The organism is Trinickia sp. NRRL B-1857 (assembly GCF_050470685.1).
Classification (GTDB): domain Bacteria; phylum Pseudomonadota; class Gammaproteobacteria; order Burkholderiales; family Burkholderiaceae; genus Trinickia.
Genome location: NZ_JBFLUK010000011.1, coordinates 1,264,776 through 1,287,486, shown reverse-complemented (window position 1 = coordinate 1,287,486; position 22,711 = coordinate 1,264,776). Strand labels below are relative to the sequence as shown.

At 62.4% G+C, this 22,711-nt stretch carries 18 protein-coding genes; 8 read left to right on the top strand and 10 right to left on the bottom strand.

Annotation, left to right across the window (positions count from 1 at the left end; all coding sequences use genetic code 11):
• Positions 1–66: 66 nt before the first annotated feature.
• Genes AB1286_RS26555 through AB1286_RS26545 form a run of 3 tightly spaced genes read left to right on the top strand, consistent with a single transcriptional unit; the run spans position 67 to position 5,673 of the window.
• The gene (locus AB1286_RS26555; RefSeq protein WP_430366201.1) at positions 67–1,515 is read left to right on the top strand and encodes a TolC family protein; all 1,449 of its coding nucleotides are present in this window, start codon (positions 67–69) and stop codon (positions 1,513–1,515) included.
• Positions 1,505–2,608 (top strand): efflux RND transporter periplasmic adaptor subunit, encoded by a 1,104-nt coding sequence (locus AB1286_RS26550; RefSeq protein WP_430366200.1) that lies wholly within the window; start codon positions 1,505–1,507, stop codon positions 2,606–2,608. Before AB1286_RS26555 ends, AB1286_RS26550 begins: the two co-directional genes overlap by 11 nt.
• A complete protein-coding gene (locus AB1286_RS26545; RefSeq protein ID WP_430366199.1) occupies positions 2,605–5,673 on the top strand; it encodes an efflux RND transporter permease subunit in 3,069 nt (1,022 codons plus the stop codon). The genes AB1286_RS26550 and AB1286_RS26545 overlap by 4 nt, the downstream gene beginning before the upstream one ends.
• Positions 5,674–5,906: 233 nt before the next feature.
• Here AB1286_RS26545 and AB1286_RS26540 read toward each other — a convergent pair whose 3' ends face one another.
• From AB1286_RS26540 to AB1286_RS26530, 3 genes are read right to left on the bottom strand one after another with little or no spacing between them, the layout of a single operon-like run.
• A complete protein-coding gene (locus tag AB1286_RS26540) occupies positions 5,907–6,863 on the bottom strand; it encodes a lytic transglycosylase domain-containing protein (protein WP_430366198.1) in 957 nt (318 codons plus the stop codon).
• Positions 6,864–6,882: 19 nt separating this feature from the next.
• The gene (locus AB1286_RS26535) at positions 6,883–7,803 is read right to left on the bottom strand and encodes a hypothetical protein (RefSeq protein ID WP_430366197.1); all 921 of its coding nucleotides are present in this window, start codon (positions 7,801–7,803) and stop codon (positions 6,883–6,885) included.
• Between the two features lie 33 nt (positions 7,804–7,836).
• Complete coding sequence (locus AB1286_RS26530; RefSeq protein ID WP_430366196.1) at positions 7,837–9,408, bottom strand: DUF4915 domain-containing protein; 1,572 nt, start codon at positions 9,406–9,408, stop codon at positions 7,837–7,839.
• A gap of 201 nt (positions 9,409–9,609) precedes the next feature.
• On the opposite strand from AB1286_RS26530, the gene AB1286_RS26525 reads away from it, so the two are divergent.
• Positions 9,610–9,795, top strand: coding sequence for a hypothetical protein (locus AB1286_RS26525; RefSeq protein ID WP_430366195.1), 186 nt, complete (start codon positions 9,610–9,612; stop codon positions 9,793–9,795).
• A gap of 86 nt (positions 9,796–9,881) precedes the next feature.
• On the opposite strand, the gene AB1286_RS26520 is transcribed toward AB1286_RS26525, so the two are convergent.
• Positions 9,882–11,315: a DUF4915 domain-containing protein gene (locus AB1286_RS26520; RefSeq protein ID WP_430366194.1), complete on the bottom strand. Its 1,434-nt coding sequence runs from the start codon at positions 11,313–11,315 to the stop codon at positions 9,882–9,884.
• A 51-nt stretch (positions 11,316–11,366) separates the two neighbouring features.
• Positions 11,367–11,993 carry an adenylyl-sulfate kinase gene (gene cysC / locus AB1286_RS26515; protein WP_430366193.1) on the bottom strand — a complete coding sequence of 209 codons (627 nt, stop codon included), beginning with the start codon at positions 11,991–11,993 and terminating at the stop codon, positions 11,367–11,369.
• Between the two features lie 217 nt (positions 11,994–12,210).
• Between cysC and AB1286_RS26510 the strand changes: the two genes are divergently transcribed.
• Entirely contained in the window at positions 12,211–12,816 is a 606-nt protein-coding gene (locus tag AB1286_RS26510; protein ID WP_430366192.1) for a LexA family protein, read from the top strand.
• Here AB1286_RS26510 and AB1286_RS26505 read toward each other — a convergent pair.
• Together AB1286_RS26505 and queF are read right to left on the bottom strand one after the other, a co-directional pair.
• Positions 12,806–13,762 carry a queuosine precursor transporter gene (locus AB1286_RS26505; protein ID WP_430366191.1) on the bottom strand — a complete coding sequence of 319 codons (957 nt, stop codon included), beginning with the start codon at positions 13,760–13,762 and terminating at the stop codon, positions 12,806–12,808. The genes AB1286_RS26510 and AB1286_RS26505 overlap by 11 nt on opposite strands.
• Positions 13,763–13,782: 20 nt before the next feature.
• Positions 13,783–14,586 (bottom strand): NADPH-dependent 7-cyano-7-deazaguanine reductase QueF, encoded by an 804-nt coding sequence (gene queF, locus AB1286_RS26500; RefSeq protein ID WP_430366190.1) that lies wholly within the window; start codon positions 14,584–14,586, stop codon positions 13,783–13,785.
• Between the two features lie 669 nt (positions 14,587–15,255).
• On the opposite strand from queF, the gene AB1286_RS26495 reads away from it, so the two are divergent.
• Both AB1286_RS26495 and AB1286_RS26490 read left to right on the top strand, forming a co-directional pair.
• Positions 15,256–16,359: a cupin-like domain-containing protein gene (locus tag AB1286_RS26495; protein WP_430366189.1), complete on the top strand. Its 1,104-nt coding sequence runs from the start codon at positions 15,256–15,258 to the stop codon at positions 16,357–16,359.
• 85 nt (positions 16,360–16,444) lie between these two features.
• Positions 16,445–19,786, top strand: coding sequence for a hypothetical protein (locus tag AB1286_RS26490; RefSeq protein ID WP_430366188.1), 3,342 nt, complete (start codon positions 16,445–16,447; stop codon positions 19,784–19,786).
• Positions 19,787–19,846: 60 nt separating this feature from the next.
• Here AB1286_RS26490 and AB1286_RS26485 read toward each other — a convergent pair whose 3' ends face one another.
• Positions 19,847–20,665: an SDR family oxidoreductase gene (locus tag AB1286_RS26485; RefSeq protein ID WP_430367325.1), complete on the bottom strand. Its 819-nt coding sequence runs from the start codon at positions 20,663–20,665 to the stop codon at positions 19,847–19,849.
• Positions 20,666–20,845: 180 nt separating this feature from the next.
• Between AB1286_RS26485 and AB1286_RS26480 the strand changes: the two genes are divergently transcribed.
• Entirely contained in the window at positions 20,846–21,379 is a 534-nt protein-coding gene (locus AB1286_RS26480; RefSeq protein WP_430366187.1) for an NADPH-dependent FMN reductase, read from the top strand.
• Between the two features lie 52 nt (positions 21,380–21,431).
• On the opposite strand, the gene AB1286_RS26475 is transcribed toward AB1286_RS26480, so the two are convergent.
• Together AB1286_RS26475 and AB1286_RS26470 are read right to left on the bottom strand one after the other, a co-directional pair.
• Positions 21,432–21,749, bottom strand: coding sequence for a DUF4148 domain-containing protein (locus AB1286_RS26475; RefSeq protein ID WP_430366186.1), 318 nt, complete (start codon positions 21,747–21,749; stop codon positions 21,432–21,434).
• 156 nt (positions 21,750–21,905) lie between these two features.
• A complete protein-coding gene (locus AB1286_RS26470) occupies positions 21,906–22,592 on the bottom strand; it encodes a glycine zipper 2TM domain-containing protein (protein ID WP_430366185.1) in 687 nt (228 codons plus the stop codon).
• Between the last annotated feature and the right edge of the window lie 119 nt (positions 22,593–22,711).

Here is a 22,711-nt window from a genome sequence, read left to right as displayed (position 1 = left end):
ACATCGTCAAACTGCCGGTCGGCACAACGCCCCCCGTACCCCAATTACGTGTACTCCGGAAATCCGATGTCACCCATTTACTACGCTGCCAACAGCGCGACGAGGCGCTACCGCCTCGCTGCAACGCTACCGCAGGCGTTCAAGCGCCTGGTTGTACCAGCGTGCGCCTTGGTGCTGGCTGCATGCACGTGGTATCGCCCACAACCGTTGACGCAGAACGACACGTCCACCACGGCCGACGCATTGTCGCGCATTCGCATCGATTCCTCGGCGATGCCGCTGCCGTCTCTCGCCGCCCATCGTTTCGACCCCGAGCATGGGCTCGACATCGAGGACGTCGCCATGCTGGCCGTTGCCAACAACCCTGATCTGAAGCTTGCCCGCGACGATCTCGGCATCGCCCGCGCACAAGCATTCTCCGCTGGGCTGCTGCCCGATCCGCAGTTGAGCGTATCGAGCGACTACCCCGGGGCCGTCGGCTTATCTCGCGCGTTCAGTTACGGTCTGAGCATGGACGTCATGGCGATCGTGACGCGCGGCGCGAACAAACGCTCGGCACAGGCGAGCGTCGCGAAGGTCGACCTAGGACTGCTGTGGCAAGAGTGGCAGGTGATCGCACAGGCCAAGCAGCTCTATCTGAAAGCGCGCCTGTCGACACAAACGTTGCCGCTCTTGCAACAGCAACTCGATGTGGCTCGACAAAGGTACGAGCGCACGGAGGACGCCCTGAAAACACACGACGTCACCGAAGATGCATCCATGGTAGCGCGGCTTGCCTATGTCGACGCGAGCAAGCAATATGACGAAGCCGAGCGCTCGGCCGAACAAACCCACCACGACTTGAACGCGCTGCTGGGTCTCGCGCCCGACGTGCGATTGCAATTGAAGGATTCCGTCGACGATGCTCCTGTCGACGACCAGGCGATCGATGCTGCCGTGGCCGCGTTGCCTAAACGCCGGCCCGACCTGATCGCTTTGCAAGCGGGATACACCTCGCAAGAAGAGAAATATCGCGCGGCGGTACTGAGCCAGTTTCCGAGCCTATCGGTTGGATTCGTGCGCGCACGCGATACCTCCGAAATCTACACGAGCGGTTTTCAGATCAATCTCTCGCTGCCGATCTTCAACCGCAATCGCGGCAACATTGCGATCGAAAGTGCGACGCGCAAGCGGCTCGGTGACGAATACCAGACGCGCCTGAACCAAGCCTATGCGGATGTCGCCCACTTGCGCGCCGACATCGCGATTCTCGATCGCGAACTACAGCGCGCACGATCCGCGCTTCCCGCCGCCGAGCAAGCTGCAAGCGATGCCGCGCAAGCCTACGCCCAGCGCGATATAACGTTCGGCTCCTACGCCGACGCGACGAGCGCGGCGCTGACGAAACGCCTCGACATTGCGACGCTGCAAGAGTCGCTGGCGGAGCAGCGCATCGCTTTGCAAGCGCTGCTCGGCAGCGCAATCCCCGACACCGTGTCATCCGAACGGAGCTTGACCGAATCCCATGCGAAATAGTTTTCTTTCGACGCGTCTACCGCGTCTGACGACGAGCCTTGCCGTAGCGGCCGTTTGCGTGGTGGGCGGCATGCGCCACGCGCATGCCGAAGATGCGGCAACCGGCACCGTCGCCGTGCAAACCGTGCCGGCCCGGCGCGGAACGATCGGGCAGCCCGTACAGGCGTACGGAGTCGTCTCGGCGTCGGGATCGAGCGTCACGACGGTGACGCTCCCGTATGTCACGCATATTGCGCGCTTGCTCGTCGAACCGGGCCAGCGCGTCAAGCGCGGCGCACCGCTCGCGGCCGTAACCGCCGATCCGTCCGCGGTGCTGGCCGCGTCGCAGGCGAAGAGCGCGCTCACGTTCGCACGCGTAGAACTCTCGCGCACGCAGTCACAGTACGACATGCGGCTCGCGACCGCATCCCAACTGTCTGCCGCCAAGAAAGCCTTCGACGATGCCCGCGATGCGCTCAATGCGCAGCAACGGATGGGGGTCGTGGCCGGCATCGCCACGGTGTACGCACCGATCGGCGGGGTGGTACTCCAGGTGTCGGTTTCGCCCGGCGATCAAGTTTCCGCCGGCACGGCGATGATGCAGATCGCTCAAATAGAATCGGACCAGCCGTCGCGGCCCAACGTCGTACTCGGTGTCGACCCCGACGAGGTCGCCGCGGTCCACGTCGGCGACACCGTCACCGTCCATGGACTGTCGTCCGGCTTGTCTCGATCGGCGGTCAACGGCCGCGTGATGGTGGTCGGCGCGGCGATCGACAGCCAAAGCCAACTCGTCGATATAGCCGCTAGCGTGCCGCTCGTGGGGACCGCGTTCATCCCGGGTACCCACGTGAGCGCCGAGATCGCCACGCAAACTGGAGCGCACTGGATCGTGCCTCGGTCGTCGGTGTTGACCGACGATCAGGGCGCTTATCTGTTCCAGATCGAGCCGAATCAAAAAGCGAAGCGCGTCGACGTGCGCATCGCGGTGGAAGACGACGATCGCTACGGCGTGGACGGCGAACTCGATGCCGCTAAGCCCGTGGTGTCGACCGGCAACTACGAGCTGCATGACGGCATGAGCGTTCGCCGTGCAGGGGGCGCCGCTCGATGAATTTTGGTCAATGGATGCAGATGCATCGGCGTTCGCTGCTGTTCGCGGTGGCGCTGCTTGCCGTCGCGGGTGCGCTTGCCGCCTTCCGTCTGCCGATATCGTTGTTCCCCAATGTCTCTTTTCCGCGAGCGGTGGTATCGCTCGATGCGGGCGACCGGCCCGCGGAGCAGATGGAGGCGCTCGTTACGACCAAAGTCGAAGAGGCCCTACGCCGGGTGCCGAACGTCGTCGATGTGCAATCGACGACGAGCCGCGGTTCGGCGCAGATCTCGCTGAACTTCAACTGGGGGACCGACATGGCGCAGGCGACCCTGCAAGCGCAATCGGCGATCAGCGAAATTCTCTCGACGTTGCCGAGCGGAACGACCATGCAAGTACGCCGCATGGATCCGACGGTGTTTCCCGTGCTTGCCTATAGCCTCACGTCGGACACTCAAACACTCTCGGGGCTGCGCGATCTGGCTCAATATCAGTTGCGCCCGCTGCTCTCCTCGATCGACGGGGTGGCGCGCGTGGATGTAATGGGCGGCACGCAAGACGAACTTCAGGTGGAAATCGATCCCGCACGGCTTGCCGCCTACAAGCTATCGCTCGACGACATTTCGAAAGCCATCGGTGCCGCGAATGTGCTGATGGCGACGGGACGGATCGAAGACCATGACAAGCTTTATCTCGTCATCGCCAATACTTCGCTCGCCAAGCTCGACGAACTGAAGCGAGTGGTCGTATCGTCTAACGGCGGCACGCAAATCCGCCTCGGCGACATTGCGCACGTCTATCGCGGCACGGTGCCGCAATGGATTCGCGTAACCGCTGACGGCCACGATGCCGTGCTCGTCAACATTTACCAGCAGCCCGGCGCAAATAGCGTCGCGATGACGCGGGCAGTGCAAGCTCGGCTCGCAACGTTCGAACGCAGCATGCCGTCCGGGGTGCATTTGGCCAATTGGTACGACCAGAGCCAACTCGTGGTCGCCTCGGCCGCTAGCGTGCGCGACGCCATTTTGATTGGCGTGGTGTTGGCCGCCCTCACGCTATTCGTGTTTCTGCGCAATTGGAAGATTACGGCCATTGCCGTGGCGCTTGTGCCCATCGTCATGGCTTCGACCATCTTGTTGCTCGACGTTTTCGGCATGGGCTTCAACATCATGACGCTCGGCGGTATGGCAGCTGCGGTCGGGCTGGTCATCGACGACGCGATCGTCATGATCGAGCACATCGCAAGACGTATCCGCGAAACCGGTGCGCAAGCGTTTCACGGACGCGTCATGACGGCGGCGCTCGAGTTCACTCGGCCGCTCGCGGGCTCTTCGGCGGCAACGCTCATCATCTTCGTCCCGCTCGCATTTTTGTCCGGCGTCACCGGCGCGTTTTTCAAAGCGCTGTCAATCACGATGGCCAGTGCGCTACTGATTTCGTTTCTCGTGACATGGCTAGCTATCCCGATTCTCTGCGATCATTGGCTCTCGGCCGAGGATGCGCGAGAGCATGCGCCGTCACGCTTCGGCGCATGGCTGAGCGATCGTTACACCCGACTGGTGACACGCGCGAGCAAACGGCCCGCCGTCGCGCTGCTTGCGCTCGTGCCGCTCGTGGCCGCGTCTGCATTCGCGTTTACGCAAGTGGGCAGCGGTTTCATGCCGGCCATGGACGAAGGCGGCTTCGTGCTCGATTACCACACTCAGCCGGGCACATCGATCGAGGAAACCGATCGCTTGATGCGTCAGATCGAAGCCATTTTGCGCGCCAATCCCAATGTCGAAACGTATTCTCGGCGTACCGGCGCAGGGCTGGGAGGGGATTTGAACGAAGCCAATGCCGGCGACTTTTTCGTGCGATTGAAGTCCGGCAAGCGCGAGCCGATCGAAGCGGTGATGGAAGAGGTTCGCTCGGCGGTGACATCGCAAGTGCCTGGTGTCGACATCGAACTGGCTCAATTGATGGAAGATTTGATCGGCGATTTGACTGCGGTACCGCAGCCGGTACAGATCAAGATCTATGCCGACAACCAAGCCGCGCTCGACGATACGGCGCAGAAGGTGGCCGCTCGCATTGGCAAGATCGCCGGTGTTGTCGACATCGATCCCGGCATCCATCCGGCAGGTGATGCGCTCGAGGTCCGGATTCGTCCCGACGCGGCTGCCGCCGAAGGGATGGATCCTCAATCGATCGCGCAAGCCGTATCGAAGATGATCGATGGCGACGTCGCGACGCAGTTCCAGCAGGGGCCGAAGGCGATCGGTATTCGCGTGCGCGTTCGTGACGCAACGAAGCTGACGGATACGGCGCTGGGTCAGTTGCTGATTCGCGCGCCGGACGGGCATCTGTTTCCGCTCAAGCGTGTGGCGCAGCGCGTGGTCCTGACGGGACAGCCGGAGATCACACGGGACAACCTGAAACGAATGGTCGCCGTAACGGCGCGCATCGATGGCCGCGATTTGGGATCGACCATTGCCGACGTGCAGCGTGCCTTGGGCGAGCCGGGCTTATTGCCGACCGGCGCGTACTACGAACTCGGCGGGCTCTATCAGCAACAGCAAATCGCCTTCCGCGGATTGATGATGGTGTTCGGGGCCGCCGTTGCGCTCGTGTTCGGCCTGTTGTTGTTCCTCTACGAGCGCTTGCGGGTGGCGCTGGCGGTCATGGCGATGCCGCTGCTGGCTGCTGGTGCCGTGTTCATCGGCCTGTGGGTCACGCGTATCGAGCTGAACATCTCGGCGATGATGGGGATGACGATGATCATCGGCATCGTGACGGAAGTTGCCATCTTTTACGTGTCGGAGTTGCAAGGCTTGATACGCGAGGAAGGTATGCCGATCGAGCGCGCTTTGATCGAGGCAGGCCGCAATCGTATGCGTCCGATTGCGATGACCACCATTGCGGCGATTCTTGCGCTGGCGCCGCTTGCGCTTGCACTCGGGCAAGGTTCGGCGATGCAGCAACCGTTGGCAGTCGCGATCATCTCGGGCCTCATCGTGCAATTGCCGCTTGTGTTGGTGCTGCTGCCCGCTTTGCTGAAGGTGCTGCTGGGCATGAATACCGCGGCTGGCGGGGCGATGAAGTGACTAGAACCGGGATGCGGCGGGATGCTAATCACTAACGGGCGCGCCCCGGGAAAGGAACGCGTAGCCGCCAATGTGCCTCCGTCGGGAGCCCAATGCGGTGGCGGTATTAGCCCGCCTTCACCGCATGGGATGGGAATCAACGATGGCCTCGTGCGACTTCGCCGGGGCCCATTCCGCAACATCCTCCTGCGATGAGCGGAGACGCGATTGGCGCTGCGCGCCAAGCGCCCGCGTTACGCCGGTAGCGGTTTCCCGTTTTGGATGTCGTCGGCGTATTGCGTGACCAGCTTCACGTAATTGGGATCGCCGACCCCGGCCGGAATCGCATTCGGATCGCTCTTGTCCACGCCGTTAGGTCCCGAGTTGTACGCGCGCAGCATCAACGGAATGCTGCCGTACTGCTTGTACATATCCTCGTCGTAGTAGGCGCCGGCAAGAATGTTCGTGGCCGGATCGCTCAGATTCGAGCCGAGATCGGGGTGCTCCTTGCGCAGCGACTCGAATGTTGCCGGATCGACTTGCATCAAACCGGCGTCGGTCAATCCCGTGGCCTGGTTCGTCGACCCCGCATTGACCTGCCCGCGCGACTCCTGATAGATCTGCGCGGCCAAAACGTTGGGTGGAACACCCGACTTGTTCGCCGCGTTCAGGATGTCGTTGCGCAGCGGTTCGAGCGACGGCGGCAGCTTACCGAGGTCGGAGGACGTGTATTTCCCCTTGACGAGCGGCGTACCCGAACTCGAGCTGCTGCTAGGAGACGACGTCGTCACTTTCTCGGGGCCGTGCGTCGACGTCTTCTCTCCGTGCCCCGGATCCGTGGGGCCATACCCGGGATCGGTCGTGTGCAGGTCGCGATACCGGCCCGGGCCGAAGCCATGCGAGCCCTGCGGCACGCCGCCGTGGCCGTGCCCATGTCCGTGTCCATGACCCTTGCCATGCGGTATGCCCGTGCCCGATCCGGACGAAGGATCCTGACCGAGCAACTGGGCGATTTCGCTTTCCTCGAATGCGAGCATTTTTTCGATCGACTTGTCGAGCTTCTTGTTCTCGTGTTCGAGCTCATGCTCGATCCGATCGAACGACGCGCTATCGAATCCGCTGCCGCCCGACTCGTAGCCTGAATCGAACTCGTGTTCCGACGGCGTGGACTCGGGGATATGCAAGTTGAGCGCCGGTGTTTCGATACTCATGATGGCTTCCTTTCGAGAGTCATTGGTTGTCGTCTAGCTTGCCGCCGCGGGCGAGGACCTTTTCGTTGGTTAGCACGTTGTTCGCGTACTTGGACTCGTCGCCCACGCCCACGTAGGCTTCCAATCCCTTGAATAGGGCTTGCGGATTGCCCATCGGATCGCTTGCCTTGCCGCCGGCATCGACGATGTGCATGCGAAGCTCGAATGCGCCGCCGATAACGTTGTCCGCAGGATTGTGCATATCGAGCTGCGACGGATCCTTGCCCGTTGCGGCCTTGATGTTGGCTTTGTCTTGAGCGCTTAGCGTAGGCAAGACGTCGTGTTCCCAACGCTGCTGGCTAATTTGCATGAGGCTCAGATCGGTCGTCCCGTCGATATTCTTGCTGTTGATGCCGGAGCCTGCCTCGCCGCGCGACTCGGCCCACATCTGCCCGCCGATCAAGTTGGGATCGAGGCCCGTCAACTTGGCGGCCGTATTGATTTGCGTCGACCATTTGTCGATCTGCGGGTTGTGGCCCGAGTTGTATGAGCCCGTCGAATTGGGCAGCTTCGATGTCCCGCCGACGGGCTCTGTCTTTCCGTGGCCGTCGTGCGGCGTATGCGAATGCTCGGTCGACGAAGGCGGCGTATCGCTATGCCCGTGATTGTGACTCGCCCCACGATGCGGCTGCCCGTGCGCGGCACTCGAATGCCCATGTCCGTGACCGCGGCCGCTTTGCGGCGAACCGGGCAACGAGGGGTGATTGCCCTGCAATTCGCTTTCGGTCAGTTGCAAGAGTTCTTCGACGATTCGATCGAGTTCTTTCTCGATTTTCGAAAGCGAGTTCGACGAGGATTCCGATGGGTCGTGGGCGCCTCGATGCGACTCGGAAAACGACTCGTGCAAATCGAGCGGCGGCCATTCGGCCGGGCTCTGATTTGTATTGACGGCAATGCTCATGTTCGATTCTCTCCAAATGCGCCGCGCCGCTTGTCATCTCGCATGCGGCGTTGCGCCGGATGTCGTCTCGGCCGGGGGCGTTGCCGTGCCTCGGCTCGTCGCTCGCGCCGCTTGTTCTCGCAAGCGCGCAAGCGTAGCTTCGGCGCGCGCACGCGCGTCGGCGACCTCGCCCGTTCCTTCTTGCGCTGGCGCGGCGGCAGGCGCGTAGAGCGGGGCGGGGCGAGCAGGGACCGGCGTTGCGGCGATCCGCTGCGTAGTGTTCGAATGCATCGGCTCGGCCTGGCTCGTCTCGGCGTCGTCGTCGATGAGGCCCTTCGCGATCTCGACGTCGCTTTGCAAGCCGGCCGCCGCGATCGCCTGTTTCAGGGCCTGGCGCACCGGCGCCTTGCCGTATCCCTGCTCGGCGGCGCGGCGAAAATGCTCGATGGCGCCGCTTGCGTCGCCTGTTTGTAAAAGACAGGTGGCGTAATCGAACTGCCACTGTGGCCGAGGCCGGCCGGCACGGGCCAGCAGGCGCTTCAAGATGCGAGAGGCGGTGGCATAGTCGCGCCGGATGTCGACGAGTTCGCGAATGACGCCGTTGAATTCGCGGCAGTACTGGTCGGCCTGACTCGCGTGATGCCGCAATTCGGGCGTGTGCGCGTTGAGCGCGCGCAGGCGCTCTTGCATCGCAGTAGTTCGGTCGCCTCGCATCCGTACCGTGGGCTCGATCACGAGCAGGTCGTAGATTTCCGATGCGAACGGACTCAAATCGAGCCAGCGCGTTTGCCGGGTGGACTTGTCGAGGACGTGCACGCCGCATTCGATACCTTTAGCAAACGCAGGTGCATCGACATGCTCGCCCGTCGCACGGCTGCGCGTGCGCCCGGTGCTGGTACCGACGAAAATGCATTTGTCGTCGGCCGCGACGCCGCGCAGGTAGCCGTCGAGCGCCGGCAGCGCGGCAGGCTCGCTTCGAGCGTCTTGGCGAGCGTCGATGTCGACGCGATAAACGCGGTTGGTCATCGAACTCACGCATAGCAATGCGTCGTCGTCGACGAATAGGGCATGCGGATGATAGAGGCCTTTGGCGACGACGGCTTGATCGTCGAGGCGGATCACGCAACCGTCGGACGCATCGCGCCACAAGCCGTCGCCGCGCGGGCCGAACATGGATAGATAGAGTTTGCCTCGGTAGGCCTGAAGCGCGTTCATATGCAGCGTATCGGCGCCGGGGGCGATTTCGAAGAAGACGCTTTCCTTCGGTTCGCCGCCCTGGGGCCAGACGATGCGAACGACTTGATTGGTCCCGCTGCTCACGACGAGTAGCGCATCGTCGTGGACGACGATCGAATGCCCGTCTTTGACTCGGCGCAGCGCGGCCAAGCGAGTCAATCGCAATTGCGCGTCGAGCTCGCCGATGCATGAGATCGGCTTGCCTTCCCGACGTCCTTGGAATACGACGAAATATCGAGTGCGATGGCGGCAGATGCCCATCGCGCCGTAGATCTTCAGCGCAGGGTCGCCTACGTCGACCCATTCGAACGCTTCGGTTTCGGTGTCGAATTGAGCGAGGGCGTGGCCCGGCGGGCTGGAGACGCGAAAGCTGATTAGAAGGCGGCTCATGACGGTCGGATGGTGGAGTCGTAAAAGTCGAAGCAAATGCGCCGCGGACCGTCCGTTGCGTCGGCCCGTTGTACGGGTGGCCTAAATCTTCAGCCAGCGGAAGAGGAGCCCTGCATCTGTTGCAGCAACTCTTCGATCAAATGGATCAGCTTTTCGATGAGCTGCATGTCCATATGGCTTTGATCGTTCGATGGGCTCGAATTGCTGCTGCCCGACGCGCTGCTCGGCGAAGAGGCGCTACTGGTCGACGATGCGTTACTCGGCGACGAAGCACTGCTCGGCGACGACACGCTGCTCGGGGACGAAGTGCTGCTGGCGGATGTCGTGCTGCTTGGCGACGAGCCGCCGCTTACCTTCACGCTCATGGGTGCTTCTCCTTCAGGTTGACGAAGCGACGCGCGGCGAGCGTCGCTTCAACAATTGCCGCTCGCGCGATGACCGCACGCGAACGCGCCGCGCATTGCCTTTGCGCATCAGGCGCGCATTCCTTGCGGCGGCATCATGGGTACGCTCGTCGCCGGATCGTTGCCACGCCGCTCACCCTTGCGCGTACCGCGCGCGTCGCGCGACGGTTGGGCGCCGATGCGGCGGCGCTTGATCCTGTTCGACTGCTGCTTCATGAGTGCCAGCGCCGCTTTCATTTGACGAATCGCATCGTCGCGATTGCCGCCCTCGAGGCTTGCCAGCGCAAGATGCTGAATCTCGGTAAGACGCGGATGATGTTCGCCGAGCGCTTTGGCGTACTGCCGCATCGCACCGACGACGTCGCCCCGGTGCAGCAGACACAGCGCATAGTCGGCGTGCCAGTCGAGGCGGGCGCGCAACGGGCCGCGCATGAGGCGCTCGAGCAGCGTCGTTGCGGTCTCGAAGTCGCGCTCCGCGATCAATTCGCCGATCACGCCGTTGAACTCGTGAAAGTACTGCTCCGCTTGCGTGGCTTGCTGCATCAACACGGGCGTGTGGGCGTTCAGGCCGCGAAGGCGCGACAACATGGCGGCTTCCCGCGTGCCTTCGATATGCGTGCCCTCGGGCAGCGGCAAGACGTCGTAAATTTCGGATGCGAACGGGCTTAGGTCGAGCCAACGCGACGAGCCGCTCGCTTTGTCGACGAGATGCAGTCCGCACCCCACGCCTGTCTCCACAAGCGGCGTGTCTTGCTTGTTGCCTGTGCTCTTGCTTCGATTGCGCAGCCGGCTGGTGCCGACGTAGACGAAGCGATCGTCGGCCGCAATACCGCGCAAATAGCCTTCGAGCTTCGGTCTTGCTCCTCGCGGCGACCCGGCCACTTGGCGAATCTCGCCCGTGGCGGAGGCCAGGCACGATAAAGCGCCGTCATCGACGAAAAGGCCGTGCGGGTGATGTAGTCCGTCGGCCACCGTCGCGCCGTCCGCCAACCGCACGACGCGTCCGTTCGCGGCATCGCGCCAAGACGAGCCCCCGCGGTTGCCGAACATCGAGAGGAAAAGCTTGCCGCCGAAGGCTTGCAGCGAATTCATATGCAGCGTGTCCGAACCCGGATCGGTCTCGAAGAACACGCGCTCATGAGGCGGCGCATCTTCGGGCCAATCGACGTGAATCACCTGATTCGTCCCGCTGCTGACCACCAACAGCGCGCCCTCGTGCTCGATGACCGAATGCGCGTCGTGCACGAGTTCGAGCGGCGCTATCCGCATGATCGAGAGTGCGTCGTCGAGCTGGCCGATGCAGCTCACTTGCCGGCTGTCGCACGTCGCATGAAAGACGGCGATATAGCCCGAGCGATACCGGCATATCCCCATTGCGCCGTGGATGGCGAACTCGGGATGCGCGAGATCGACCCACTCGAGTCGTTCGGAATCGACGTCGAGCTTGGCGAGCGCATGGCCCGGCGGGCTGGTGAAGCAAAAGCTAATGAGCAGTTGAGGCACTTGTTTTCGCCTAGGAATGAGTTTCTTGACTCGCTTCGATATCCGCGAGCGCTACGCTGCCCGAGCCGAGGTGCTCGCCGCGACGCCAAGCGGCGCCAATAGCTGCACGAGCCTGCGCACGCACGAGTCCGCGCTCATCCAGCTCGTATCGAGAACGACGGCGGGGTCGGCCGGCGGCTCGTACGGCGAGTCGATACCGGTGAAGCCTCGCATGGCGCCGCTTCGCGCACGTCGGTAAAAGCCCTTCGGATCGCGCGCTTCGCAGCATGCGAGCGGCGTCGCGACATGAACTTGAATGAAGCGATCCTCGCCGACGATCGCGCGCGCGAGTGCGCGGTCGGCTTCCAGCGGAGAGACGAGCGCGGCGATGACGATCAAGCCCGCGTCGTTCATTGCGCGCGCCACATGCGAGACGCGGCGCAAATTCTCGCGCCGGTCGGCTTCGCTAAAGCCGAGATCGGCGTTGAGTCCGTGCCGCATGTTGTCCCCGTCCAGCACATAGCAAGCATGGCCGTGGCGGACGAGGCGCTCTTCGAGGGCATACGCGATCGTGGACTTGCCGGCGCCGCTTAGGCCGGTGAGCCAGACAGTGGCAGGGCGATGATCGAACAGTGCATGACGTTGATCCGCGTTTACATGTCCTGCGTGCGTGACGACTTCGGCGATAGGCTCAAGCATCGGACGCTCCTCTTTCGGCGAGGCATCGTTGGCGATGCGCTCTCATGGGCGAAGAGTAGGGCGTGCGCAGGTGCCGCGGAACACGCACGGCGAAGCGGCGTTTCGGGATGCGAAGCCGCGACTACGCATGGACCGGCTGTCCGTCGAAACCGTTCGTCTCTACAATGTGGGGGCATCACAAGACGAACAACGAACGTTCGCGGGGGGAAATGACAGGATGGACACGAGGCAAAGGGCCAGCTTGATGGTCGAGCGGATCCGCGCGTTGATGCGTCAGCAAGGGATGAACGACGCCGACTTGGCGCGCAAGACGGGCGTGTCGCCGGCCACGCTCAGTCGCGTGCTGTCGATGGCGACGGAGGATCCGCGCATCAGTACCATTTTGGCGGTCGCTGATGCGCTCGGATCGACGGTGGGCTATTTACTGCAAAGCGAGCGTGCCTATTCCATTCCGATTCTCGGTTGGGACGAGGTGTTGGAATTCGCGCGCGGCCAGCGCGACGTGGCCCGCAAAACGCAATGGCTGACGGTCGATACGCCGCGTCGGCCCGGTACGTTCGCCGTTCGTACGACGCCGTCGATGGCGCCGCGCTTTCGCGAGGGATCGATCGTAGTGGTCGAGCCGGGCGTCACGCTTCGCGATGCGCAGGTCGCCGCCGCCGTGGTTCATGGCGGCGCGCCTGCTTTGCATCGCGTGGTAGTGGACGGGGAGTTCGCTTGGCTCAAAAGCCTGGACCCAAAGCGCGTGGAGATGATCAACGCGATGGGCGACTCGGTGACGTTGCTCGGCATCGTCACCGAATCTCGACTGATCAATCCCTGAACGAGAAAGGATTGAAATTCGTGTGATAGTCGTAGTAGTCGATCTTGTCGATGCGCTTGAGCCGCATCGACGCGGTCGTGACGGCGGGCAACAGCACCAGCTCGTAAATCAACTTTACGAAGATCTGAATGCCGATCATCGTGAACACGACGTTTTGCGGCAGCCGGCCCCAGAACAAAATCGTACAAAACAAGGTACTGTCGATCACGATCGCGACGAACGTGCTACAGACGACCCGGGCCCATAGATAGCTGCCGGCCGTCGCTATCTTCAGCTTGGCAAGGAATGTCGTGTTGATGAACTCGCCGCAAAAATAGGCGACGGTCGAGGCCACGAACGTGCGGGCGAACTCCAAGGCGAGTGCGGGATAGGCCGCCGCAAGCGTGGGGTTTTGCGCTTCCCAGCTCGGCAAGCCCGGCGGCAATGAGAGCAGCCAGGTACCGATGACGAACATGAGATTCACTGCGAGGCCACCCCAGATCACCATGCGGCTCACGCGATATCCATATACCTCGGTAATGATGGTACTGAACGCATAGGTCATCGGAAACGCGATCAGCGCGGCCGGAATGCCGACTACGGCGGGTCCGAAGAACGGCAGCCAATCGAGTTTGACTTCGATGACGCGCGCGCCGGTCACGTTCGATAGCATCAGAAAGCCCACGTAGACGAGCGCCAGCAGCAGCACGGCGGGCGTCAATTGATGCTTGCGGGTGGGGAAGTACGAGAGCGGAACGAGCTGGTCGGTGTACGTCGCCGCGTTTAAAAAGCCGATATGCGCGACGTCCTCGCGCGAGAACTTATCGAGCCACGTCTTTTTATTGAGTTCGCGTGGAGACATCTTGAAGGTCGTCCCGGAATCGCGCACTCGTACTAAGACGAGCGGCTCCGCGTTTTCCGCCGACGGCTCGATAACGGCCTCGATTTCGTGAGAAGCGTTTTCCATGGTGGGGTCGCTCGCGGGAGTCATTGTCGGATCAAGCGGGAATTCGAAACGTGCTGTGCCGGCTCGCTGCCGCGAATCGGGTTGATATCGATTCCGCCGCGACGCGTGTACCGCGCCGAAACGGTCAGCCGCGACGGTCTGCAACGGTCTTGGATATCCTTGAAGATCCGCTCGACGCACTGTTCGTGGAATTCCTCGTGGTCGCGGAACGATACGACATACTTGAGCAGCGCGGCACGATCGATCCGGGGGCCTTCGTAGGCGATGCAAACCGTCCCCCAATCGGGTTGGCCGGTCACCAAGCAGTTCGACTTCAACAGATTCGAATAAAGCGTTTCGCTTACACGTTCGTCATGCGTCGCGAGTACCCGCGGATCGACGGTGAAATGGTCGATGGTGACGTCTTGTTCATCGATCGAAATGCCTTCCGGCATACTGATTCGCAGCGCCGACGCTCGCTCGAGCGGCTCTAGCGTGACCGAGACGGGGGCACCCGCGCAACGGGACAAATCGAGTGCGGCAATGCGCTCGACTTCCGCTTGGCTCTCGAAACGCGTGTTGTTGAACGTATTGAAGTACAGCTTCATCGACTTCGATTCGATCACGTTCGGCGAGGTGCACGGCACGACGATCGTGGCGACCGCAACGCGAGGAACGCCGCGCTGCGTAAGCCAGGACACCTCGTAATGATTCCATACGTCGACGCCAAAAAACGGCAGCGCGCCGGTAATCCCGATTTCCGCGCGCTTGATGGCGCGCGGTATGGCGAAAAGCTTGTCGGGATTGTAGGTGGATTCATACCTTGATTGTTTACCCAATTCCATTGGGGCTGGGTTCGATATCGAGTTCATATTTTCGATTTGGGAATTTTAGTATTTACTCTTCGAACGAAGGAGATCGAATGACGAGGCCAGCGAACGCTCCATACGAGCCCGCTGCGTGACTACCCTCGGAAGCAGCTTAGGGATGATACTTCATGCGGGGACGCTCTCCATACCCAATCGTTGGGATGATGAGCGAGAATACGGACATGTTTGTCTTTTCTATCAGGCGGAACTCGGCTGAACCTATCAGAGTTGATAGTTTCACTCGGTCTGATCTTTCGGTATTCTATGATTTAAGGTTGATCGTTGCATATTTGCAATACGCCGGTCGCCACCTTTCTACCGCTTTCTTAATCGAAAGCGTACGAGCTCTCACGACACGGATCGCCCAATGCCGTGTCCCCGTCTGCGTGTTATTTAATTTGTCCTCGGATGCAGGCGGTTTTGCCGCGCCCCTCTCGCGTTCGCTCGCGGGGGCGCGGCTTCTTTCGTTCAAGATAGGTAGGTCGAGAGAAGCGGCGCGACCCGCAGCCGCTTCCCGCCCCACGCGCACGCGAGCCGATTCGCCTCCCGTGTCGCACCTTCGCGTTCCCCGCGTGGTTTCGCATGATTGCCGCTAACGTATCTTTCGGGGGCGCTTATTCCAAGCGTCACAAAGAGGAGACACGAATGAACGTGCAGGAAGTCGCTGCGCTCGATCGCTTCGCATCGCGAGCCGCGCAATGCTATGTTCCTCGCTCAATGGAGGCGCGCGTGCGCGTCGTGGTGGAAGAGGCCGGGGAAAAACACGAAAAAGCGTTTCGATTGGGAGCGGTGTTCGAGGCCATCGACGGCGCAGATGCGTTCGCGCCCACGCGCATCGACGCGGTGGTCACCATGACGCGCGCGACGCTCGACGCCATACTGGACACGCCGACGAGCTTCGATGCGAGGAGCGAGCGCTTTGCCGGCCGTCTCTCCATCGCCGGGGATGCGCAAGCGGCTCACCACCTCCTGCAATTGCTCAAACGGCCGTCGGCTACCTCCGCCGCCCGGCTCGCGCGGGCGCGAGCCATGGCGCCTTCGTCGCTGTCGGAGGTGCCGGAGCGCAAGTCGGCCGATGCGCGGACGATTCTTCAATACGTGCGTGCAAGCCGCCCGCTCTGTCTGCGCGGCGTACTCGATTGGCCGGCATGCGCTTGGTCGATGGAGCAGTTCGCAGCGCGGTACGGCGATGTGCCGCTCGTGGGCGGGCCACATGGGCGCGTGTTGTCCCTACGCGCGTTCATCGGTTCCCTAGCGGGCTCGCCGGGGAGTGCCCGCGGGCCTGAATCGGCCGCACCCTATACGCACGGATGCCTGCTACCGGCGGTCCTCGAACCGTTGTTTCCGTTTCCGTTCTTCAAGCTCGCCGCTTTCAGCACGGCTCAAATTTGGGCCGGTGCGCGTCGCGACGATGCGCTCGTGACGCGGCTGCACTGCGACGTCGCCACCTCGTTCCTCGCCCAAGTGCATGGGCGCAAAAAGGTGCGGCTCTTTGCGCCGAGCGAGCGTGACCGGCTGTACGCATTCCCGGCATTCAACCTTTATCAGCCCTGCCGCGTCGATGCAGCGAACCCGGATCTCGCTCGCTTTCCCGATTTCGCGGATGCGCGTTACGTCGATATCGTCGTAGGACCCGGCGACCTGTTGATCGTGCCGACGGGGTGGTACCACTGCGTGTGGGCGCTCGACGACGTGCTCTCCGTGAGCCGTTTTCTCGACGACGACTTGGCCGGCTACTTTTTCGCATAACGCCACGATGCTTCGCTAGTTGCTTCAGGAGGTCATGGTCGGACCTGACATTGCATGGACGTCAACCGCTCGGAGAGCGAACGCCATGGACAGGACGACTCAGGCGGGCGGTACGCCGCCGGCGCATGAACAGTGGGAATTGGAAAGCATCGGGGAAACCGCGAGCGAGCTCGTCGTGGAAGCGTCCCCGGCGACCGCGGTTCAGACAAACGCGACGCCCCTCGGAGAGGGTTTGAAGCGTTTGCCCGCCAAGCTGCGCGACATCGGCACGCGCGACTTCGAAATCAACAGCCCTTTCTATAGCGGCCGCCGATTCGGCAAGACTTTCGTGACACCGAACTCGACGGCGACGAGTTCGTCGAGTTCGCTGCCGGTCGCGTCATCGGCATCATCCGGCCACGAAACCTTCCAAAACGCCGCCACGTCTTCTCGGCGCACCGACGCGGACATGGGCCGCGTGATCGATGCATTCGGCCCGATAGAGCGTACGCCGATTGCCGATGCGGCGCATACGCGGGCGCGGTCCGCATTGAGCACAGAGGAGGCCTATGTTGCCGAGGCATCGAAGCGATTCAGGACCACCGGGCCGAACGGTGCCCCATCCGCGGAGGCGGCGGCGAATGCTCGAGCGTTAGTGCTGAGGATTGCGCAGGTTTTTGCCGCACCGGCCGCGGCGCCCAGCGCCGGCCCGAGCGAACTCGCCTATGCCGATGCGCTTACCTGCGCCGATGCCATCGCATGGGCAACGCGAGGGAACGTCGCATTGGCCGGTGACGTGCTCGATCGTCTTCAACAAGGCCTCGATCTGGCCGACTTGGCGCCGGCATCGACCGCCATGGCGCAGGACGTCGAGCGCGATGCTTGGCGCGCAGCGCAGATCATGGCGCAAACGACTAACGGCTATGAGGCGTTGCACCGCGTGGCCGGTTCGACCTGGCCGCAGGGGGAGGGCGTCAAGTACGCCCCCCGCGTATGGTTGCGCGCGGGCGATGCGATCGTTCGCGCCTCGTCGCGCAGCGCGAATCCACGTCAGATCTTGCGACAGGCCCGGCGCTGGCTCGCCGACCCGACCGCCGATCCCACCCAGCGGCACTTGGGCACGATGGCATTGGCCGCGGCTAAGCTCTGGCGAGCGGGTGACTTGGCGGCACTCACGCCGGCCGAAACGGGCGCCGTATTCGCGGGCCGCAACGACTACATGACCGATGGCCCGGAGACGGCGTTCGCCAAAGTGAAGTCGCGTCTGTTTAAGACCATCGATACGTCCATTCCTCGCGCGTCCGCCTCGCGCTGGAAGACGGCACTGCCGCGTGTGATCGGCAAGCAGAAAACCGCTTTCGCCGTCTTGAGCAAAGGCATCCACAGCGCGCATCTCGACATCGTCGACAAGGAGCGCGCCGCCTTGCAGGGATCGACGCGAGCCGCGCTCGATGCCCTGGCGGCCGAGCAGGGCGCAGACGGATCCGAGGGCGATCCCACGCGCTCGCTCGATGCCATCGTCGCCCGCATGAGGGAAACAGGCGCGGATGCCGTATCGGTCCTGACGGAGCGCGCGGAGATCGCGCATTGGGCGAATCGCCCGGACGTTGCCTACGGCGACAAGCTTGGCGACGACGATTTCGACGCCATTGCGCGCAACGTCCGAAATGCGTTCGCACGGCTGCCGATTCCGTCCGCCGCGGCATCGCCTGCTCATCGCGAGGCCTGGTTCGCATTGCGGCACTTTGCGACAACGCTTCGGCGTGCCGCCCAGCGCGGCGGAAAGCGCGCTTGGGCGCCGTTACGCGAACGACTAGCGAACGGTAGTGCGGCGCTCGACATCGACAAGCTCGACGTCATGGCAAGGCGGCTGCCGCAGGCGAAGGAGGTCGCCGCGGCAGAGTGGAAGACCCTCGAGCGCATTGCGCGCGCTGCGCCGATCAAGCCCAAGGGCCTTTCGCCCGAAGCGCAAAAGGCCGCACTGGACGAACTGGCGGACACGATGAAATCCGGCGGCAAGGTTGTGCTTGTCGACGGCGGTCAGGTGGGCTTCAGCACGGCGGGCCTTTCCGCCAACGTCGGCAAACTCTTGCATGCGGCCGGTATCGTGATTTCGCCTCGCTTGAATCTGCGTGTGCGCGGTGGACGCCAAGCGTTCGCCGAATACGGACGTCGCACGGCGTGCTTTTACTTCTCGGCCGGCTCCCAGGATCGTGTCGCGTTCGATGCGGGGGCGGGGATTCAGGTCGGCGGCGATTATCTGATCGTTCGGGCCGGCGTGACGGCGAATGTCGTCGCCTATCAAACCGATCGATTGAATCGCAATGCGTTTTCGCTGATCGTCGCCCGTCGTATGAAAGCGGACGGCAGCGGCTTCGACGATAAGCGCTTGCAAGACGGCATGTATGCCGTCAACGCGTTCATGTTCGACCATGCGCGCGATCGCGATCTCGCCGATGAAGACGGGGCATGGCAAGCCCTAGCTCAACGCTTTATCGAAAACGACGATTTCTCCGTCGTATGGAGCGAACAGCATCAAAACGAACGACGCCACGGCGTGAACGTATCGGGTGGCGTGAGCGTCAAAGCGTCGGTCGGGGAAATGTCGGCCCGTTTGGGCCCGCAATTCGGCTATGCCTACGACTATGCCTCGAAGAACGTCGGCGATAGCTTGGATACGGGCGGCACGACGGCGGTGGAAAGCCATCGCAGCGGCCGAGGCGGACGGCATATCGCGAGCGCGGGACTCAGCACGAGCCTAGGCGATTCGCCGCAGGCGACGAAGGAAGCCGTCAACTTCGGCTTGCTATCGAGCGATTTCCCGATGGTGCGCTACCGCATCCGCGATCGGCAGCATGTCGCCAAGATGTCGCTCGTCCGGGAGGAAGGCAAACTCGTGCATCGCGTGTCCTACGCCGATACCGAGTTTGCCCATTTCGACGACTACGCGCACGCGGTCCGCAACGACGAGCGGTGGGCCTTGATGTTCGGCCTCGACCCCGACAATCCGGCGATGCCGAGTGAAGCCGAGCGCCCCGAAGTGTTGGCTCGAGGTCGCGAGCGAATCGAATCGCACTTGGCGCAGGTGAAGGCCGATCATAAGGACAACCAACTATTGTTTCACCGCTTTCGCCTGCGGGAACATGCGGCCAAGCGACTCGACGCTTATGCCGACCGCGCGAGCGCGTTGCGTGCCAACGGCGCGAGCGAGCAGGAAATCGCCCACTGGGAGCAAGACTATGCCGACGTGCTCGCGCGGCCCGATTCATGGCTGCCCGTCGAATTCAAGGTCTATGAGCGCGTGGGACGGCAAAGCAGCCCCGGCGTCAACTTCGGCGTGCGCGCGACACTCGAGCAGAGCGTGACGGGCGAGCGCGAACTGATTTCGATGATTCACAAACCGCCTCAACTCGACGCCATCGACCGTATATGGCCGCGCGACGCGTAGTTGTGTCGTAGTCGTTTCGCCGATGATGAGGCGGTTCGCACGCGAGGGGCACTTCCCCGCTTAAGGTTGCCCCTTTCCGCCCATCGCACCGTAGATCTGTCCGGTGATGTAACTGGCCTCGGCCGAGGCCAGCAGCACATAGACAGGGGCGAGTTCGGCGGGTTGGCCCGGCCGTTTCATCGGCACCTGCTCGCCGAACTTCTGCACGTTCTCGGTCGTTTGGCTGCCGGTGACTTGCAACGGTGTCCAAAAGGGCCCGGGCGCTACGCCGTTGACGCGGATGCCGCGTTCGATCAGTTGGGTAGCGAGGCATTTCGTGAAGTTGGCGATCGCGGCCAAACGCCGCGCCGCATGCAGCAACTGGAAGAATCCCGGTGTGCCCGCGCTGCGCGAGCCGCCGAGCGCTGTGCCGTTGCGCAACCCGGCCACGGATTGCGCGGCGATCCGCAGCAGCAGATCGATCGGTATGCCGCCTTGCGCGAGCGGCTGCACGAGCGCGGGCGCCAACGGACGGATATATGCCGCGGCAAAAGCATCGCCTGTGGTTGGCGGGAACGTGAACGTGGGGTGATTCGAATAGGACACCGAACCGTTTGCGAGGGCGTAGCTGGGTTGCGCGCCAGAGCCTTCGTTCAACGTCGCGCCCGCCGATGCGTCGAACGTATAGGCCGCGATGATTTGGCTGACGGTCAAGAAGGAAGGGGCATCCGCAAAACGTAGCTGAACCATAGAATCGAGGATGGCACGCTTTTTCGCCATGCCGAGCGCGCGGGTGTAATCGACTTGATCCGCTTTGAGCCTAGCTGGGCCCATGTGGGCGCACGCGGTCATGAAGCAGGCCACGGATGCGGCCAGCACGATTCGAGGAAATAGCGTCATTGAGAGATCGGGCACGAACGAAGGCACCGCCAAGCGGCGCACGATACGTGCCTGATGCATGGGGGAGCGACGCGCGCTGTAACATGCCGGGCCTACGAGTAGGCTGTACACGACGGCCTAAATCGCAATCTGAAAGTCTAATGACAGAAAAACCTGTTTTAGCTTATGAAGCCACCCCATATGAAAATTTTGGCAATCTCCGGCAGTGCGCGAGAGGCATCCACCAATACGGCTTTGCTCTTGGCGATGAAAGAAATCGCGCCAACCGGTATCGACCTCTCGGTCTTTTATCGGCTCGATCGACTACCGGTTTTTTCGCCGGATTTGGAAGGCGATAGCACGCCGGTCGAAGTGGATCGATTCTTAGCGCTCGTCGCGGACGCGGACGGTATCGTCATCTCGAGTCCCGAGTATGTCCACGCCATCCCGGGCGGTTTGAAGAACGCGATCGATTGGATGGTCTCTCGCTTCGAGGTGATCGGAAAGCCGATCGCCCTAGCGCATGCTTCTCATCGCGGAGAAGATATGCTGGCGTCGCTTCGGCTCGTGCTTTCGACCGTTAGCGATAGCTTCATGCAAGATCTTTTCTTGCGCATTCCCCTGATCGGCAAGCATCCACACGAAATCGCAGAATTGCTGCGCTCGCCGGACCATGTACTAGCCATCGAGCGGTTTTTATCCGACTTCGTCGCACGCGCCGGTCGCAACAACTAGCGCGAGGGCATCGTTTCGTCGCCGTGCTCTCGCGCTTGCTTACAGGTTCTCATCAATGATGCGAGTACATAGAACGCCATTGCGTTCCGTTCGACGTCATCCCACTGCCCGATTGCATCGCGCCATTCGTTGCACCGCCGTATCCGCTAGTCGATGAAAGAGCGGTCCCGCTTTGCTCCGCCATGCGTGCCTCAGCGGCTTGAATGTCGGCCGGGTAGTGAATCTTGCTCGGCTTGTAGCCGTCCGCTCTGAGTTGCGTCAGTTGGTTCATCACCTGCGCGTGCGTCAGCGGCTCGTTCGAGGTTTGAGCGAACGCCGCCGCAGGGAGCAATGCGAAAGCGACAGCCAGCGTTCTAAACGAAAACTTCATGATCGGCACCTCCTTTGACATGAATTGCCGTGGGCATCTTTCGCCTACGGTCCATGATTGCAGTCTGCTCGATCAACCTTAAGGATCGGTTAACGCGCCGAGCCATAAACGTTGCGCGTTGTAAATCCCTGTAACCGCCGATCCGACGTCGCATCGTTACGCCGGCGTGAGCGAATCTCCGACGACCCGCACATGTTCGCCCGGCTCGAACTGCGGCTGGCTCGCGTACGTGAAGTTGCGGTAGCTGCCGTCTTGCATGCGCACCTGAACTTGATACGACGTCGCCTTGCGCACTTCGTGCTCGATGCCGTTGCCCGCGAGGCCGCCGCCGACGGCGCCTGCGATGGTCGCGAGCGTCCGGCCCCGACCGTTGCCGATTTGAGTACCGAGCAAGCCGCCCGCAATCGCGCCGCCGACCGCCCCGATGCCCGTCGTCGGTTCCGGCGCCTGCACCGCGTTGACGGCGACGATCTCGCCGGCATTCGGATCATAGGCGGGAGTGCGCGATGCGGTGGAGCGGTAGGGGTTATCGACCTCGCGATAGCCCGCTTCCTGCTGAGGCTGCGGCCTTTCCACGCGATGGTGAGGCCGAGCCTCGGTGGCGAGCGGTGCGGGTGCACGATAAGCCGAGCCGACGCTTACGGGGGCGCTGGCGACCTGTCCGCTTTGCAGGGCAGCCGACGCACTTTGCTCCGGCGGTGCGGAAACGGCTCGCGAAGTGGGGAGCCAGCCGGTGATGGCGGCGACGCCGGTTGCGCTAACAAGGATAACCGCGACGGCCGCGGCGGCGATCAACGGGTGGATGCGATTGCTTTGCGGATTCGACGGCAGATTGGCGTTCATGGCTAACTCCTTACGAGGATGTCCCCAAAAACGCGACGCGGCGTCCATCGGTGGACAGCGCATTGGTGACATTTGTAAGGAGATGTAGCGGCGCGAGCCGGCGTAACGGACATAACCGG